Origin of the sequence: Pseudoalteromonas sp. T1lg65, from assembly GCF_051930985.1 — a bacterium.
Taxonomy (GTDB): domain Bacteria; phylum Pseudomonadota; class Gammaproteobacteria; order Enterobacterales; family Alteromonadaceae; genus Pseudoalteromonas.
In genome coordinates this window covers 3,249,397-3,265,167 of record NZ_CP196837.1, presented here as the reverse complement: position 1 = coordinate 3,265,167, position 15,771 = coordinate 3,249,397, and the positions used below count along the sequence as shown (strand labels likewise).

Genomic DNA, 15,771 nt, shown 5'->3' with positions numbered 1-15,771 from the left:
TTTATGCCTGAGTTTTAATGAATTGCCATTAGGGTAAAGTTGGACTTGTGCGCCACGCCTTCGTGGCACTGTTGCGACGATACGAGTCCGCCCACTGGTACCACTTTTTATAACCCTAGCCGAATGGCTAGGGTTTTTTTATGCCTGAGTTTTAATGAATTGCCATTAGGGTAAAGTTGGACTTGTGCGCCACGCCTTCGTGGCACTGTTGCGACGATACGAGTCCGCCCATTGGTACCACTTTTTATAACCCTAGCCGAATGGCTAGGGTTTTTTATGCCTGAGTTTTAATGAATTGCCATTAGGGTAAAGTTGGACTTGTGCGCCACGCTCTTGTGGCACTGTTGCGACGATACGAGTCCGCCCATTGGTACCACTTTTTATAACCCTAGCCGAATGGCTAGGGTTTTTTTATACCTGAGTTTTAATGAATTGCCATTAGGGTAAAGTTCGGCTCATGCCCACCTCTTTTTGGAAAAGCAATTATTGTTCTTTGTTTCGATTGATTTCAATCGTAATTGAGCCGTCTTCTTTTACTGAGCCAAGATAGAATGGGTGCTCTTTCCATTCTTTCTCTTGCAGGGCTTTTCCTATTGCTTGAGCTGTTTCGATTGGCTCATTGTCATAGATAAATAAATCTATATCACATTTGGTGCTGTCACAGTTTATATTTTGAATATGAAAATTTACTAGTTCGGGATGTGTGGAAAAATAGTTATACACCTTATCTGAAAACTCAAATGCCCACTGTTCATCATTAAGTTTGTTATCGATACTGGCTTGATTCTTGACAGCCTCATTTATGTAACTTTCGTCGTTATATCTGGAGTTTTCATTTGGTTTATTAAAAGCATTAGTCGACATGTTAGTACTGAGTATTTTACTAACACCTTGGGTTGGAACGTTGCATTCGATGCTTTTTTCTAGTTTTGTTTCTAAAATTGGGCCCGAATTAAGTTCTAATTTTTTCCTTAGAGATTCCAGTTGATTAAAAAGGTTACTATTTTCATTTTTTATCTCACTTATTCTCAAAAATAAATAAATTGAAGTTAGAGATGATAATATGGATATTAATAAAAGTGTTTTTTTCATGTTGTTTTTTCATTTTAATAGCTGTTTTTAGGCAGCTCTTTTTGGAAATTTATTATCTTTCAGGTGGGCAGATTATTTTTACACATTTAATATCGTCACATTTTATGCAATAAAACTCTGCCGCATAGGCTATAGAAAAACCAAGCGCCATTGACGAAAAAAGAATGGCTTTAGATATTTTTTGTATTTTTTCTTTCACTTGTTAATCTCCTTTTTTTGGTACTGTTGGTACTGCTGGGCAGCGAATGATAACGCATTCATTATCTGAGTTGCATTTATAACAACGTATACCAGATGCTGTTATAACTTCTTTCAAGATACTAAAGTACCCTTCATCTTTATAATTTGTGTTTGCATTAGCAAAACCGATAGACATTGACATTCCAAAGCCTAGCATTAGCGCTATCGTCTTTCTCATTTTTTCTCCTTAGTGAGTTAGTTGGCCGAATGACCGAGTTGCTCTAATTCCTTTACGATTAGAGATTTATTAAAGCCACTAATTGCTTTATTCCCAATGATAATCTGAGGAACTCCTTCAACATCCAAGGACTCATAAAGCATTTTAACTTTTTTATTACTTGTTTCGATATCATATTCAGTAAAGGTGATGTTATTTAATGTCAAAAACACTTTTGCCTCTTTGCAGTAAGGACACCAAGAAGTAGTGTAAATAACAGCAACGCTATCTGTGTCTTTAAAATGAGGAGCAGGGTCCACTTCTACATACGGTGCAGGTGAGTTAAAATGCGCAAAGGCCTTTATAATTGAAACGCCCAGTGTGAAGCCAATAATTCCAAACAACAAATAAGAAATTGCATTTTTAAACTGCTGATTCATTATTATCTCAAATCCTTTTGTGTTATTTATGTTTATTTTTGGTATATTAATTGTTTTTTTTGGTTTTCAATAGGGCTGGGTGTTTTTTATTCTACTAACTAAGTTTTTAAAATTAACGACCACTTTTCAGTATCTGGCTAGTAGTCCATATGCAAATAAAATAGCAGTGGTCTTTCATTTCTCACTAAAAAAGATATCCATTGTGTTCTTTTGTGGCATCTAACAGCTGCTCAAATAGCGCTTTTTTTCCAAGAAGATCGAGTTTTGTATCATCCCACACCGGTAACTGATAACCGCACTGTTCCATCCATTGTTGTTTTGCTTCGGCGCTTAGAGTGGAAAATTGTACGCCTTCTAATCGTAACGCGGCTCTACACATATTTACCACTGTGTGGCGAGACTTTAGGTGGTCAGCAAAAGTGTGCTCGGCTGCATCAAACAACGCATGTTGTAGTTTGAGGGGGAGGGAGTCTAAAAACTTTTGGCTAATGATTGCAGCCCAGCCATCTTGAACAGATTCTACTTCACAAACCACACCAAGGTGTTTTTTTAAGTCAGAAGGGCCATTAAATAACCCGACAATTGACGGGTCTAACGCTTCAATTTTACCGAGCTTTGCAAGTTTTGCGACGTCTTTCCAATGTACATCAATCGGTGTTGTGTCACATAGCTGATATAGTTTTTTCAATACTTGGCTTGCAGGCACTCGGAAGATGATATTTTTGAGTGATTGGGGTGTACATAACGCGCGGTTAAATCTCTTTGTTGTGGTGATGGTCCTGGGGCCGGGAATGATGTGATATAGGACTTGCAGTTTACCTTGTGCTTTTATTGGTTGTAGCACTTTTTCGCGCCATACCTTTGATGTCACTAAATTAAGATAGGCTTGTGGTTGGGCTGACCAAAATGGAATATTAAGAATGTCCAGCATTGGAACCGCTGGAGTCAGATTTGAGATGGACAATAATGCGCCTTGAATTGTGCCTCGAGATACTTGAGCTGCCAGCTCCCTGCCCACACCTTTGCTGCCAAGTTGATGGATCTGAACATAAATTTGTCCTTGCGAATAATGCTCTATCCAATGTTTTAATTCATTATGCATGTGAGGAGATAGGTGCGCCTGTTCAGTATCGTAAGGGGAGCCGAAATGTAGCTGAAAGCTGGCTTGGCGACGTTTTTCTGTGTCTTGTTCTTTATCGGATAAGGCATGTAGCTGTGGTGGTACAAGCAACCCACAGGCGGAAGCTAACGTGAGTTTAAGCAAGCTTCGGCGGCTAAGGGGTTGAGATAGAGTCATGTTACCACCTGTCATATCGATTAGTATTTACTGACGAGCTTAACTACGTCAGTCTTCAAAAAACTATCTAGCACAACTCCTTTTATCTGTTGAATAGTACAAATTTTAGCAGGAAATACTTGATATGCAGGCTTTGCTCTAGGTGGAGAAACAAGCCCGCATTCATCAAATCTGGATTTGCTGTTGAAAAGCTAGGTGGTGACACAGGAATTAGACTAGGCTTATGAGTATTATCATGCGCTTGGGGGTTACCTGTGCAACTCCGAAAATCGGTCTTATTTTATAAGTTAGCGGCTTTGACATCGGTTGTTGTGATCATCATAACCAGCTGGTTTTTATATTTTGAGTTAGCGAGATCTCATCAGTTGTCCGCCTATTTCACTCAGCTTCAATCAAAGCTTCAAAAAGTAACTGACTTCGAAGAACTTTTATTACTGGAGCCCAGCGTTACACATAAAAATACCTTTGCTCAGCTTAAATTTGATTATCAAAACACTTTCAACGAGTTGCTTGCGTTTCACCAGAGCGGCGGCGCAGATGCAACAAGCTTGGCAAGCCTAGATGAAAAGGCGCAAGCTTACTTCACCACGATGAAAAAACTTATCCATATTCAAAGTGTGATGGGGTTTGACGAAACATCAGGAATTTACGGAAATTTTCGACGTAATGCTCACTTATTGCAACAGCGTGTCGAAAACTCAGCACTCGCTGAACTTGAAGTTGCCATACTTGAGCTCCGGAGAAGAGAAAAAGACTACTTTCTTCGTGGCGAAATACGTTACTTAACCATGCATGATGAATTAAATAACGAAGCCAGAAAAGTTATCAAAGCACTTAAATTAGAAAATGACTATCTCAATTTACTCGGGTCATATAAACAAGGGTTTGATAGTTATGTGGAGTTACTGCAAGTATTAGGAATGGCTCAGGGCTCTGGCGTGAAAGCACAATTATTTTTTGAAAAGCGCCAACTACGCTCTGAGTTTGACTCTGTATCGTTGCAACTACAAAGCGCATCACAAGGCCGAAAAGAACTGATTATTCTGAGTGGATTGATCATTATTGTTTTGGTCAGTGGCATTGTTTTAATGCTACTGAGTTATCAAAACGGCAAAGTTAGTGAGCATGTACTCGCAATTAACCGAGTACTGATTAAAGTTGCCAAGATGGAGGACTTTAGTCTGCGTGTTAACCTGCGCGGTAGTGATGAAATTGCCCAAATAGGTCATCACCTTGATAATTTATTGGCGTTTATAGAGACCTTGCTGCAACGTTTGTCAGCGGCTCAGCAAAAGCTCATTGATGAAGCCAAAATGGCGAGTTTGGGAAATATGGTGAGCGGCTTTGCACAAGAGCTAAATATGCCCATTGATGAAGCGATGGTCGGCCAAACTAAACTGAAAAAACAAGTGATGACATTGAAAGAGCAGCTGGGGATGGGAAGAATGCAAAAACAAGCATTAGCTACGCTGATCTCGGATGCAGAATCCGCTTTGTATTTACTAGAGAGCAACTTACAGCGAACCGCTTCACTAGTGGATGATTTTCAACTGGTTGCTGGTAACCAAGAGTTTGAAGCGCGAACATGGTTTAATCTTAAACACTTAGTTGAAACCACATTTGGTTGTTACCACACAGAGCTTCCCAGCGATGCTTTTCAGGTTGAGTTGGAAATACCAGAGCACTTGCGATTGAATAGCTATCCATCGGCATTTAACCAGATCCTTAGTTATTGTATTCATAATTGTATTAAGCATGCGAGAGTGAAAGGAAAGGTGCTAAATATTGTTGTTTCAGCCATGGTTATCAATGATTACGTGCATTTGTACTTTAAGGATGATGGTGCAGGTATTGATAAATCGCTGTTGCCTTCGATATTTGAGCCATTTGTTACTTCAAAGCGGTTTGCTGGAGGCACGGGGCTTGGTCTAAGCATTGTGTACAATTTGGTAAAACAAAGGTTGGCAGGTGAGGTTAAAATGCAAAGCCCAGCCCATGGCGGAGCTTGTCTTCATATTATCTTAAGTGATACACCTTATGACGTATCCGAGGCCAATACAAAGCTCCAGATGGATCGCGAGTAATAGCGAGCTTTGGATAACCAATATCTCTCTGCTAGTTAGCTCTAAAACTATTTTGCTAGAGTAGATGCTGCAGTTCAGGGTTGTCTCTATTAACACAATCTGTTACTTAGTCGTTATCCCAGCTTTAGGTTACATAAACTTATGCCAATTCACTTAATAAAGTAATTATTAACGAGGATTGGTATCAGCTGCAGATAAGCGTTTTGAAAGTGGAAAGATTAAAAAGGCCGCATGTGCGGCCTTTATCGATCAAGCTGTACGGTTAAGCTTTTTTACTCGCGACCCACTCATTCACGAATTGCTCTAGTACATTCAATGGTACAGGACCATTTTTCAGCACAACGTCGTGGAACTGGCGAATATCAAACTTGTCGCCAAGTTCTTTTCTGGCTTGTTCACGAAGTTCTACGATTTTCAGCATACCAATTTTGTATGCCGTTGCTTGTGAAGGCATTACAATGTGACGTTCAACCATTTTCACAGCATCAGACTTGGCATTCGGGGTGTTGTTTACGTAGTAATCAATCCCTTCTTGACGAGTCCATTTCATAGCATGAATACCAGTATCAACCACCAGACGACATGCACGCCAAAGTTCCATTGCTAAACGGCCAAAGTCTGAGTACGGATCTTCGTAAAGCCCCATTTCTTTTGGCACTAATTCTGAGTACAAGCCCCAACCTTCAACATACGCAGTGTAACCACCAAATTTACGGAACTTAGGAACGCCTTCTAGCTCTTGCGCAATAGCGATTTGCATATGGTGTCCAGGAATACCCTCGTGGTAAGCAAGTGCTTCCATTTGATAAGTTGGCATGGCTTCCATGTCATATAAGTTGGCATAGTAGATACCAGGACGAGAGCCATCAGGTGCAGGCTGTTGATAGAAAGCCTTACCTGCTGCTTTTTCACGGAATGCTTCTACACGCTTAACGATCATGTCCGCTTTTGGCTTCACGATAAACAATTCGTCTAGTCTAGACTTCATGTTATCAATCATGTCCTTAGCGTCTTTTAGGTATTTTGCTTTACCTTCTTCAGTGTTTGGCAAGTAGAATTGTTTGTCTGTTTTCATGAATTCCATAAAGGCTTTTAAGTCGCCCTTGAAACCCACTTTGTCTTTTATGGCACGCATCTCATCGTGGATACGCGCTACCTCAGAAAGGCCAATTTGGTGAATGTCTTTTGCTGTTAGGTCAGTAGTGGTAGTACGTGCTAGCGCATTGTTATAGAACGCATCGCCTTTTTCAAACTTCCATACACCGTCTCTGTCATCTGCGCGTTTTTCTAATTTCTGAAGGTAACTGATCAATTCGTTGTATGCAGGTTTTACCGCGCTGTTAAGCGCGTCAGACGCCTTGTCGATAAGCGCTGACTTTTCGTCTTCAGTAATTTCTAATGCAGTGACTTTACGTTTAAAGTCAGCAAGCAAAGTAGAGTCAGCTCCACTTTCAAAAGGCGCACCCTTAATAATGTTTTCACTTGAGCTAATCACGTGAGGAAATACAAACTTAGGTGCAATGATGCCTTTGTTAGCACGAGTTTCCAGTCCTTTGATAAGCTGGCTGAACACCTTAGGCACACCATTTAGGCGAGAAATATAGGCTTCTGCATCTTCAACGCTGCTGATTTGGTGCTGGTTTATCAAAAATGCCGGTACCATTGAGTGTGTACCATACATTTGGTTGACTGGATAACTGTAATGACGCCATTTGAAATCGGCAATGGTGTTTTCAAGATTTTGCTTGAATAAGTCGTAACTAACCTGGGTATTCGCATCAAGCTTGTTGCGGTCGATAGCGTTTAGCGACGCGAGATCTTTTTTGGTTAAAGCTAGATCTTCTAATGCACGCTCTTCGCTTTCGTCATCCCACTTGTCGTAGTCTTGCTTGATACCCATGTACGTTTGGTAAACAGGGCTTCGCATCACGCCGCGATTGAAGACTTCTTCAAATAGTGCATTGGCTTTTTCAACTTCACTTTGTACAACTTGTTGCTTCACGACAGTTGCCGCGTTCTGAGTTTCTGCAGTTTGCTGACAGCCTGCAAGTAAGGCAACGCTTACAGCTGCAGCTAAAATGGAAAGTTTACGCATTGTTAAACCCTTTTTTTATTGTTGCCAAAATGGCAGGTTAGTATTAAACGAATAACTCTAACAGATCATTTAAGTATCTGTGTCCTTTATTTGTTACTATCCATGAATCAGTGAATTCTTCAAGTAAGCCGAGATTTACAGCATGTATAATCTGCGGCTCTATCGTCTGCAAAGATAACCCTGTGTAATTCACAAAGTCGGCTTTTACAGTAGGCTCTTTGAGTCGAAAAGTATTCATAAAAAACTCAAAAGGCCGGTCTTGTTTTTCGACTTGCCAGCTGTCGAATAGATATGGCTTAGTGAGATCCATATATCCTCTGGGGTGCTTCACTTTGACCGTGCGGAGAATGTGCTTTTGCTCGGTAAGAGTGATTTTTCCGTGTGCACCACACCCAATTCCTAGGTAGTCACCAAAACGCCAATAGTTGAGGTTATGCTGGCATTGAAATCCTGCTTTTGCGTAACCGGATATTTCATATTGGGTGTAACCATGTTGAGCAAGTAAAGCTTGGCCTTGTTGTTGAATATCCCACAGTGTCTCATCTTCTGGCAAAGTGGGAGGCTTAGAAGCAAATTGCGTATTTGGTTCGATGGTTAACTGATACCAAGAAAGATGCGGCGGAGCCATCTGTATAGCCTGCTTCAAATCGGACAAAGCATCGTCGACCGATTGGTTTGGCAAACCATGCATTAAATCAAGGTTGAAACTACGCAGCCCCGCTTCATGAGCTTCTTTAGCTGCATTTAGTGCTTCTTGTTCGTTGTGAATACGTCCCAAACTAATCAGTTTGTCTTTTTGCAAACTCTGCACGCCAATGGAGATCCGGTTAATCCCAGCATTGACATAATGTTTGAATTTGTCGGTTTCAACAGTGCCTGGATTCGCCTCTAAGGTGATTTCGATGTTTTCTTCAAACCCAATCAGCGATTCAATTTCAGTGAGTAGGTACTCATAAGCAGAGCCGCTCAGTAAGCTTGGGGTCCCGCCACCAATAAAAATACTATGTAACTTACGACCTTGTACATAGGGTAAATCAGCTTTTAGATCTGCCAATAAATGCTGAATGTATTCGGCTTCAGGGATCTCCCCTTTTTGACCATGACTATTAAAATCACAATAAGGGCATTTTTGCACGCACCAAGGTACGTGCACATATAGACTAAGGGGAGGTAGTTTCACGAAAGCCCTTGAAAATAAGCGAGTAACTGTTGTAATGCTTGACCACGATGGCTAATCGCGTTTTTTTGCTGTTTGCTGAGTTCTGCTGAAGTGCAGCCTAACTCGTTCACATAAAATATCGGATCGTAACCAAAGCCTTCCTGTCCAGCTTGAGAACGTGTTATTTCGCCTTCCCAGCTAGCCTGGCAGATCACTGGCGTCGGGTCATGTTCATGACGCATGAACACTAGCACACACCAAAAACGCGCACGTCTATTGGGCGTATCACCGAGCTGTGCCAATAGGTGATCGATGTTATCTTGATCAGAGGTATTTGCACCGGCATATCTAGCTGAATAAACACCAGGTTCACCGTTTAGTGCGTCTACCTCTAGACCCGAATCATCAGCAATTGCTGGCAACCCTGAAATTTTCGCGGCGTGTCTTGCTTTAATAATGGCATTTTCCACAAAAGTGGTGCCAGTTTCTGCCACTTCAGGAACTTCAAATTCACTTTGTGGTAGCACTTCAATATGGCAGTCAGCGAGCATTGAACTGAGCTCTTTTACTTTGCCTTGATTGCTTGTGGCGAGTACAACTTTGCTTATTGTCATGACTTAATCTTCATAAAACTTTTGTTGGAAAACCAGCTTACGAGTCTGTTGTTTCTCAGTGATATCTATTTCGAACCTGAAAATATCTTCGTTATCAAAGTCTAGCTGTGCAAGGTAATAAACAGCGTCCCCTTCAACGACTTCTTTAAACTCTAATTCGACGGTTTTGCCCAGTAAATTACGGGCTGTACCAGTGACTTGTGCCTTGAGTGCTGGTTTTGCTGGCGTGTCAGCCAACACAGAAATATTAACGATGGCTTTGCTACCACTGCGTGTTAAGCCATAGGCTTTTGCTATGGTTGGCTGAATAAAGGTTGATGGGAAAGCAATGTAATGCACCTCCCACGGTCCTAGGTCTTTAAATTGGCCACCTTGTGTTTCGCTGGTTAGGCCTGATGTTGAAAATAGAAGGCACAATAATAAAAGCAGTTTTTTCATTTTGATTACCTCAGCATGTCCATCAATAAGATTTGGAAGAATTGAATGCCTATAATCAGAACTAAAATAGATAAGTCTAAACCGCCAAGTGATGGAATGACTCGGCGAATCGGTTTTAGCATAGGTTCAGTTAATTGCTCAAATACTGCTGCAATAGGATTATAGCCTTGAGCAACCCAACTCAGTATCGCGCGAATAATTAAAATCCAAAAAACTAGGCTAAAAGCCTCTTTGAGGACAGTTAATGCACCGTTCATGGCGGCACCAACAAAGTCGAAGTAACCCCCGAGCATCAACATTAAGACGGAAATTTTTGCGAAACCAACAATGAATGCCAGTACCAAAGAGGCAAAATCTAATCCACCTACGCCAGGAATGATTTTTCGCAGCGGATTAACCGCAAATGAAGTTGCTTTGACAATAGCTTGACTAAATGGGTTATAAAAGTCTGCGCGCACCAGTTGCAACCAAAAACGCAACAGCACAACCATTAAAAATAGGTCAAATACGATCCCGACTAAAAATTGTATGGCATTCATTGATTACCCTTATATTTCTTTTTCCATTTCTAGCGCACGTGCGATACAAGCATCCATCGCGTCTGCAACTGTTTTATGTAAGTGTTGTGATTTTAAGTGTTCAACAGCTGCGTGCGTTGTACCACCTTTAGAGGTGACGTTGGCGCGCAGTTGAGAAATTGAGATATCGGCTTGGTCGCAAGTCATCTCCGCGGCACCAAGTGCGGTTTGCTGTACTAACTGTCGTGCTTGCGCTGGTGTAAAACCTAATGAGATAGCTTTTTCTTCAATGGCTTCCATAAATAAAAAGAAGTAAGCAGGAGATGAGCCGGTGACCGCGATAACATCGTTAATCTTTTCTTCTGCATCTAGCCACAAGGCAATACCGGTTGAAGAGAAAACTTGTTCGACATAATGTTTTTCTTCCTCGGTGATACCATCACCATATAAACCAGATACACCACGGCCAAGCAGCGATGGGGTATTGGGCATACAGCGCACCATCTTAACGTTTTGGCCGAGCATTTCACGTAGACGCGCAATCGTGATGCCGGCGGCAACTGAAATAAATAACTTATCGCTTAGGTCTACACCGCTTTGTTGAAAGCTTTGACATAAACCTTCCATCATTTGTGGCTTGACTGACAACACGATAACGTCTGCTTCTGCAACGGCTTTTAGGTTGTCTTGAGTTGTGTTTACGGCAAGTTGCTCGGCAACTTTGGCAAGCTTTTCTGCATTTCGGTTAGTGGCAATAATGGATTTTGGGTCAAACCCACTTTTGATCATACCGCCAATAATGGCGTAGCTCATATTTCCCGTACCGATAAATGCGATAGTCTTGTCTGTCATGCTAGTATTCACCTCATTGTCTTTTGCCAAATAGATCTGTACCAATGCGAACCATAGTAGAGCCTGCGGCAATTGCTTGCTCAAGATCACCACTCATTCCCATTGATAAGGTATCTAGCTGTGGATATTGGTCCCTTAGTCTATCAAAGCAAGCGCGCATTTGCTTAAAATAATGTAGCTGCTTTTGCGCATCATCAGTTTGTTCTGTGATTGTCATCAGTCCTCGTAGCGTTAACTGTCTTGCTGAGTCTATATACTCAACCAGTTCGTCAAGCTCGCTTAACTGGCAACCGGATTTATTCACATCGCCGCTAATATTCACTTGGATCAAGATATTCAGCGGTTTAAGGTTAGTGGGACGCTGTTCGTTTAAACGACGCGCTATCTTCAACCGATCAACACTTTGCACCCAACTAAAGTGCTCGGCGATATGTCGAGATTTATTAGATTGGATCGGGCCAATGAAATGCCATTCTAATTGCTTGTTAGCGCTAAAATGTTGTACTTTTTCGATCGCTTCTTGAACATAAGACTCGCCAAACTTAGTGTGACCAGCGTTAATTGCAGCTTCGATATCGGCAATAGGTTTGGTTTTTGATACCGCGAGCAAATCTACCGGCTCTAAGCGGTTAAATTGTTGTTTGGCTTTTTCTATCCTAGCGTAGGCGTTATCTAAGCGTTCTGCTATTGTAACCATATATATACTAGTGCTCGTTGTGGAGTTAAAAATGGATATTACAGAATTATTGGCATTTAGTGTGCAATACAAGGCCTCTGACTTACATTTATCATCGGGTGTACCACCGATGATCCGTGTTGATGGAGATGTACGCCGCGTTAATATTCCCGCCTTGGAAGCTAAAGATGTCAATAATCTTATTTATGACATTATGAATGATAATCAACGCAAGAACTACGAGCAAAATTTAGAAATCGATTTTTCTTTCGAAGTACCAAACCTTGCACGTTTTAGGGTGAATGCGTTTTTCTGTAGTCGGGGTCCCGCTGCGGTATTTAGAACCATACCGAATACAGTAATGACATTAGAGCAACTCGGCGCACCAGAAGTATTCTCTAAAATTGCCGAGCATGAGCGAGGCTTGGTATTGGTAACAGGTCCTACCGGCTCGGGTAAGTCAACCACACTCGCTGCTATGGTTGATTACATTAATGCGACGCGACACCAACATATTTTGACCATAGAAGATCCGATTGAGTTTGTGCACCAAAATAAATTGAGCTTGGTAAATCAGCGTGAGGTGCATCGAGACACGAGAAGTTTTAATGCTGCACTTCGCAGCGCCTTGCGTGAAGATCCTGATGTCATTTTGGTAGGGGAATTACGTGATCTGGAAACCATACGTTTGGCGATGACCGCTGCAGAAACAGGCCATCTGGTATTCGCTACTTTGCACACCACCTCGGCTCCTAAAACCATTGACCGTATTGTTGATGTATTCCCTGGGGAAGAAAAGGATATGGTGCGCTCGATGTTGTCTGAGTCGTTGCAAGCGGTAATATCTCAGTCTTTGGTGCGTAAGGTCGGAGGAGGACGGATTGCTGCGCATGAGATTATGCTAGGCACACCTGCGATCCGCAACCTAATTCGCGAAGACAAAATTGCGCAGATGTATTCATCAATTCAGACTGGCGCGATACACGGCATGCAAACGATTGACCAATGCTTAACTAATTTGGTCAATCGCGGCCTTATCACGCAACAAGATGCTAGGGCAAAAGCGCACGATAAAAACCAGTTTAACGGCGGGTACTAAGGGGGCACGATGGCAATTGAAGCATATTTAAAAGCGATGGTCGACAAGCAAGCATCGGACTTGTTCGTATCTGCAGGGTTACCGGTGAGTGCCAAAATTGACGGTGAGTTAACGCCCTTAGGCTCTGAAAAACTCACGGCCGAGGCTGCTTTATTGTTAGTTGAGTCAATAATGAATGATGCGCAAAAAGCGCTTTTTCATGACACCAAAGAATGTAACTTTGCTCTGGCAAACGATATTGGTCGGTTTCGTGTCTCGGCATTTTGGCAACGTGATTGCGCTGGGATGGTGATCCGCCGTATCGTCACAACCATACCGGATGTAAAAGATTTAGGTCTACCCTCGGTGCTGACGGATGTCATTATGGCAAAACGTGGCTTAGTGCTCTTTGTGGGTGGTACAGGCACCGGCAAATCAACTTCTTTAGCAGCCTTACTTGGTTATCGAAATCGTAATCAGCGCGGACATATTTTAACCATTGAAGATCCCATAGAGTTCGTTCACGAGCATCAAAAAAGCATTGTCACTCAGCGCGAAGTGGGGATTGATACCGAAAGCTTTGAAGCGGCGTTAAAAAGCTCGCTCAGACAGGCTCCAGATGTCATCTTGATTGGTGAAATTCGTTCTCAAGACACTATGGAATATGCGCTGAGTTTTGCCGAAACTGGGCATTTGTGTGTTGCTACGTTACACGCCAACAATGCAAACCAAGCAATCGATAGGATAATGCATTTAGTTCCTAAAGAAAGCCACGATAAATTGCGCTATGACTTAGCATTAAATTTGCGCGCGATTGTTGCACAGCAGCTTGTGCCTTCTGCTAAAGGAGAAGGACGAGAAGCTGCGATAGAAATTTTATTGAACTCGCCACTAGTGTCCGAGTTGATCCGAAAAGGCGATGTGGGATCGCTTAAAGAGGTAATGGCGAAATCTAAAGAAATGGGGATGCAAACTTTTGATCAGGCATTATTCGAACTTTATAAAGCACAAAAGATTAATTACGCCGATGCACTGCACCATGCGGACTCTCAAAACGATCTGCGCTTAATGATCAAACTCCAAAACAACGAGCAGTCAGGCGCTGGCTTTTTGCAGGGGGTAACGGTTGATGGTTTGGGCTCTGATAAAGAATAGTCTCGTTGCTGGGTTACTCGGAGCTGTTGTATTTTCTGCGCGGGGTAACGAGCTAGATATTTATATTCGGGATGATGTCTTAACTGAATACCAGCGCTTTTTACAAGGGCGCTCGGTATTAGAGGTGAATGATTTCGGGGGGGCGTATACGCGTCGAGATGTTATTGATATGGTGCTTGCTATGCAAGCGTTGCGGCTCGGCGGTTTTACTACGGCTATTCATTTTCGTCCAGGTAACGTTAGTTTTCGGGAGTCTAGTATAATTGCCAGCGGTAAACAGTTATTGAGCTTTGATAGCTATTGGCTAAGCGAATTACAGGGACAACTACACTTTTTTATCAGTGATCCAGTAGTTGAAAAAGGCGACTATATTGCCGGTATTTACTACTCACCACAAAACACCAAAGTAGCGAATATCCGATCGCTTGAAGACTTCAGTTCCTTAACAGCGGTGTCTAATCGCAAATGGCGCGCTGATTGGACTGTATTGACTAAGTTGTCTTTACAGCAGCTCCATGATGAGTACAGCTGGACAGCGCAGGCAAGGATGGTGAGTCAAGGTTGGGTTGATTTTATGCTCGCTCCGTTAATGCCAAGTCAAAACAATCAGTTTAAATTAGAGGATATCAACTTAGTTGCGCATAACCGTTTAGCGGTGCTGATAAATGATAGTCGTCATTTTGCTATTTCACGGTTGCATATAGACGGTGAGCGTGCCTTTGCTGCAATGCAAAAGGGGTTATCCATCATGCGGCTACAAGGTAAATTAAAATTGGCCTATCAGCAGGCTGGTTTTATACCTAGTGAACAAGCGTACAAAATTATTAATCCTGCCACTGAGATTCAAAGAAACTCTCCAAAATAATACATGCAGACATGCCGTCTACATTGCCTTTGGCAAGGTTACGATAACCACCTTCATCAAATAATCTCGCTTTGGCATCTGCGGTGGTTAAGCGTTCGTCTTGTGTTTCAACAGGAAGTCGAAAATGGTTATGCAGACGGTTGGCGAACTTTTTTGCTTTGAAAGTTACGTCTTGATTAGTACCATCCATATTTAAGGGTAATCCCACGACGAGTAGATCGGGTTGCCACTGGGTCACAAAGTTTTCTAACTCCTGCCAGTTTGGAATCCCATCTTTTGCTTTAACAGCACCTAAACTATTGGCCGTGCCTGTGATTTCTTGTCCTATGGCAATACCAATGCTTTTGGTGCCAAAGTCAAAGCCCATTACACTGCGTTGACCGGCGGGCGTTTTTTCTTTTTTACTCATTGACTGCTAATTTTTATTAATTAATTTATCTGTAAGCCACTTTACGCGTGGCCAATTTCATTGCTCAGTTGAGCAACATCAATCCCCAGCATTTGCACTGCTTTTTCCCAGCGTTTTTCGGGAGGGGTGTTAAAGATGATTTCTGGATCGGCTTCAACCACCAGCCAAGAGTTTTCTTTCAGCTCTTTTTCTAGCTGACCACTCACCCAACCAGCATAGCCAAGGGTGATAATAAAGCCGTCAGGGCAGTGATTAGAAGTCAGTGATGCCAGCACGTCCTTAGACGTAGTCATCATGATATCTGAGCTCAATTCTTGAGACGACGCATAACCATGTTTTGGCGTATGCAGTACAAAGCCTCGATCAGTGTGTACAGGACCGCCAGCAAAGACACTGGCCTTAGCTGCGATACTTTGTTTGTCATTGTTGATGTCAATTTGATCGAGTAACTCACCCACAGTAACGTTAATGGGATGGTTGACTACCAGCCCCATTGCACCGTCTTCACTGTGCTCACAAATATACGTCACCGTGTGGTTGAAAAAAGGGTCGTCCATGGCAGGCATCGCAATCAAAAAGTGGTTGGCGAGAGATTTCATAAT

The 15,771-nt window shown here is 42.3% G+C and carries 18 protein-coding genes; 4 read left to right on the top strand and 14 right to left on the bottom strand.

Features of this window, described 5'->3' with window-relative positions:
- Nucleotides 1-483: 483 nt before the first annotated feature.
- The 5 genes from ACSLBF_RS14520 to ACSLBF_RS14500 all read right to left on the bottom strand — a co-directional run bounded on the left by ACSLBF_RS14520 (nt 484) and on the right by ACSLBF_RS14500 (nt 3,226).
- Nucleotides 484-1,092 (bottom strand): hypothetical protein, encoded by a 609-nt coding sequence (locus ACSLBF_RS14520; protein ID WP_440054071.1) that lies wholly within the window; start codon nt 1,090-1,092, stop codon nt 484-486.
- A gap of 52 nt (nt 1,093-1,144) precedes the next feature.
- Entirely contained in the window at nt 1,145-1,291 is a 147-nt protein-coding gene (locus ACSLBF_RS14515; protein ID WP_440054070.1) for a hypothetical protein, read from the bottom strand.
- 3 nt (nt 1,292-1,294) lie between these two features.
- A complete protein-coding gene (locus ACSLBF_RS14510; protein ID WP_440054069.1) occupies nt 1,295-1,510 on the bottom strand; it encodes a hypothetical protein in 216 nt (71 codons plus the stop codon).
- 17 nt (nt 1,511-1,527) lie between these two features.
- Nucleotides 1,528-1,929: a glutaredoxin family protein gene (locus ACSLBF_RS14505; protein ID WP_440054068.1), complete on the bottom strand. Its 402-nt coding sequence runs from the start codon at nt 1,927-1,929 to the stop codon at nt 1,528-1,530.
- Nucleotides 1,930-2,113: 184 nt separating this feature from the next.
- Nucleotides 2,114-3,226 (bottom strand): TRAP transporter substrate-binding protein, encoded by a 1,113-nt coding sequence (locus ACSLBF_RS14500; protein ID WP_440054067.1) that lies wholly within the window; start codon nt 3,224-3,226, stop codon nt 2,114-2,116.
- Between the two features lie 254 nt (nt 3,227-3,480).
- On the opposite strand from ACSLBF_RS14500, the gene ACSLBF_RS14495 reads away from it, so the two are divergent.
- Nucleotides 3,481-5,310 carry an ATP-binding protein gene (locus ACSLBF_RS14495; protein ID WP_440054066.1) on the top strand — a complete coding sequence of 610 codons (1,830 nt, stop codon included), beginning with the start codon at nt 3,481-3,483 and terminating at the stop codon, nt 5,308-5,310.
- Nucleotides 5,311-5,572: 262 nt separating this feature from the next.
- On the opposite strand, the gene ACSLBF_RS14490 is transcribed toward ACSLBF_RS14495, so the two are convergent.
- The 7 genes from ACSLBF_RS14490 to ACSLBF_RS14460 are packed head-to-tail and all read right to left on the bottom strand — an operon-like array spanning nt 5,573 to nt 11,683.
- A complete protein-coding gene (locus ACSLBF_RS14490; protein ID WP_440054065.1) occupies nt 5,573-7,405 on the bottom strand; it encodes a DUF885 domain-containing protein in 1,833 nt (610 codons plus the stop codon).
- Nucleotides 7,406-7,448: 43 nt separating this feature from the next.
- Nucleotides 7,449-8,585 (bottom strand): radical SAM family heme chaperone HemW, encoded by a 1,137-nt coding sequence (hemW, locus tag ACSLBF_RS14485; protein WP_440054064.1) that lies wholly within the window; start codon nt 8,583-8,585, stop codon nt 7,449-7,451.
- Nucleotides 8,582-9,178, bottom strand: coding sequence for an XTP/dITP diphosphatase (locus tag ACSLBF_RS14480; RefSeq protein ID WP_440054063.1), 597 nt, complete (start codon nt 9,176-9,178; stop codon nt 8,582-8,584). Before ACSLBF_RS14480 ends, hemW begins: the two co-directional genes overlap by 4 nt.
- A gap of 3 nt (nt 9,179-9,181) precedes the next feature.
- Complete coding sequence (locus ACSLBF_RS14475; protein WP_440054062.1) at nt 9,182-9,616, bottom strand: DUF4426 domain-containing protein; 435 nt, start codon at nt 9,614-9,616, stop codon at nt 9,182-9,184.
- A gap of 5 nt (nt 9,617-9,621) precedes the next feature.
- On the bottom strand, nt 9,622-10,155 hold the full coding sequence (locus ACSLBF_RS14470) for a YggT family protein (protein WP_440054061.1): 534 nt from the start codon (nt 10,153-10,155) through the stop codon (nt 9,622-9,624).
- A 9-nt stretch (nt 10,156-10,164) separates the two neighbouring features.
- Nucleotides 10,165-10,986, bottom strand: coding sequence for a pyrroline-5-carboxylate reductase (gene proC, locus ACSLBF_RS14465; RefSeq protein WP_440054060.1), 822 nt, complete (start codon nt 10,984-10,986; stop codon nt 10,165-10,167).
- Nucleotides 10,987-10,999: 13 nt separating this feature from the next.
- Nucleotides 11,000-11,683, bottom strand: a complete 684-nt coding sequence (locus tag ACSLBF_RS14460; RefSeq protein WP_440054059.1) for a YggS family pyridoxal phosphate-dependent enzyme — start codon at nt 11,681-11,683, stop codon at nt 11,000-11,002.
- A gap of 31 nt (nt 11,684-11,714) precedes the next feature.
- Between ACSLBF_RS14460 and ACSLBF_RS14455 the strand changes: the two genes are divergently transcribed.
- The 3 genes from ACSLBF_RS14455 to ACSLBF_RS14445 are packed head-to-tail and all read left to right on the top strand — an operon-like array spanning nt 11,715 to nt 14,760.
- The gene (locus tag ACSLBF_RS14455) at nt 11,715-12,761 is read left to right on the top strand and encodes a type IV pilus twitching motility protein PilT (protein WP_440054058.1); all 1,047 of its coding nucleotides are present in this window, start codon (nt 11,715-11,717) and stop codon (nt 12,759-12,761) included.
- Between the two features lie 9 nt (nt 12,762-12,770).
- The gene (locus tag ACSLBF_RS14450; protein ID WP_440054057.1) at nt 12,771-13,895 is read left to right on the top strand and encodes a PilT/PilU family type 4a pilus ATPase; all 1,125 of its coding nucleotides are present in this window, start codon (nt 12,771-12,773) and stop codon (nt 13,893-13,895) included.
- Entirely contained in the window at nt 13,870-14,760 is an 891-nt protein-coding gene (locus ACSLBF_RS14445) for a hypothetical protein (RefSeq protein WP_440054056.1), read from the top strand. The genes ACSLBF_RS14450 and ACSLBF_RS14445 overlap by 26 nt, the downstream gene beginning before the upstream one ends.
- On the opposite strand, the gene ruvX is transcribed toward ACSLBF_RS14445, so the two are convergent.
- Nucleotides 14,720-15,169, bottom strand: a complete 450-nt coding sequence (gene ruvX, locus ACSLBF_RS14440) for a Holliday junction resolvase RuvX (protein WP_440054055.1) — start codon at nt 15,167-15,169, stop codon at nt 14,720-14,722. The two genes, ACSLBF_RS14445 and ruvX, sit on opposite strands and share 41 nt — an antisense overlap.
- A gap of 41 nt (nt 15,170-15,210) precedes the next feature.
- On the bottom strand, nt 15,211-15,768 hold the full coding sequence (locus ACSLBF_RS14435) for a YqgE/AlgH family protein (RefSeq protein ID WP_440054054.1): 558 nt from the start codon (nt 15,766-15,768) through the stop codon (nt 15,211-15,213).
- Nucleotides 15,769-15,771: the final 3 nt, after the last annotated feature.